Below are 1,344 nucleotides of genomic sequence, written 5' to 3'. Positions count from 1 at the left end.
GGACGAGGTCCTTGGACAGCGAGTCGATCTCGGCGTGCTCGGGCAGCGGCTTCCGGCGGTGCGCCCACCGCGCCCACCGCGCCCACGGCACCCACCGCGTCCACGGCGCCGACGGCGGCCACGGCTCCCGCGGCAGCCACGACGCCCGGGCCCGGGGTGAGCACTCCGGCACCGACCGCCTCGTCCGTCCCGACCGCGTCCGCGGCACCCGCCCCGTCGGCCGTCCCGGCCAAGCCGCCCGTGAAGCAGTTCCCCGCCTTCGGGGCCTATCTCCACTACGCGGAGCGCGGCGTGGCCCGGATCTCCGAGCTCAGCCGCTGGCTGGGCGGTTCCGAGCTGCGCGTCGGGCACACCTATCTGCCGGGCGACCGGTGGAGCAACATCGAGGGGGCGCCCAGCTTCCTGGAGTCGTGGGCGGACTGGCGCAACGCCAAGGCCGACCGGATGTTCGTCCTCAACGTGCCCATGCTGGAGCGCAACGAGGAGGGCGTCCGCGACTCCGAGGTGCGAAGGCTGCTGCGGCAAGGTGCCGCCGGGCACTTCGATCAGCACTTCCGCAGGCTCGCCGAACGGCTGGTCGAGCTGAAGGCGCCGGACACGGTGATCGTGCTCGGCTGGGAGATGAACGGCATCACGTACACCCATCGCTGCGGGCCCGACCCGAAGGCCTGGAAGCAGTACTGGAACAGGATCGTCACCACCATGCGTTCGGTGCCGGGCCAGAAATTCCGGTTCGACTTCACTCCGTCGCGCGGTCGGGACGCCATTCCGTGGACGCAGTGCTACCCGGGGGACGCGACGGTCGACATCATCGGGATGGACGCGTACGACCAGCCGGCCGGACTCTCCTTCGACGAACAGGTGAAAGAGCGTTACGGGCTCCAGGACCACGTGGATTTCGCCAGGGCGCACGGCAAGGAGATCTCCTACCCCGAGTGGGGACTCTTCCGCAACGGTGACAACCCGGAGTACATGCGCCGCATGCTCGCCTGGATGGACGAGCACAAGCCGCTCTACAACACCCTGACCGACTACTGCCCGCACGGCGTGTGGCAGTGCGACGACAACCCGCGGTCCGCCGCGGTCTACCGGGCGCTTCTCACCGGCCGCACCGACGCCTCGTCCGCGCAGCCGACGCGGCCGCCGTCCGCGCAGCCCACGCAGCCCGCTCCGGTCACACCCCCGGCCACGCCGCCCGCCACGGCCCCCGCCGACTGCTCGCCGCTGCACCTGGGCGACTGGGTGGAGCACTGGCTCGGCGAAAGGCTGTGCATGCGGCTCGACTGGTGGTCGCGAGGGCGGTGACACGGCGCGCCGTCGCCGGCGGCAGGCCCTGAGCGGGCC

Annotated in this window: 1 protein-coding gene; it reads left to right on the top strand. The window is 71.7% G+C overall.

Annotated elements, in window-relative coordinates; genetic code table 11:
• Positions 1–156 precede the first annotated feature (156 nt).
• Positions 157–1,305 (top strand): glycosyl hydrolase, encoded by a 1,149-nt coding sequence (locus AB0O67_RS37345; RefSeq protein ID WP_365460574.1) that lies wholly within the window; start codon positions 157–159, stop codon positions 1,303–1,305.
• Positions 1,306–1,344 lie beyond the last annotated feature (39 nt).

Source organism: Streptomyces sp. NPDC086077, assembly GCF_040686175.1.
Taxonomy (GTDB): Bacteria; Actinomycetota; Actinomycetes; order Streptomycetales; family Streptomycetaceae; genus Streptomyces.
The sequence above is the reverse complement of the archived record's forward strand: the minus strand, read 5'-3'. Positions and strand labels throughout refer to the sequence as shown.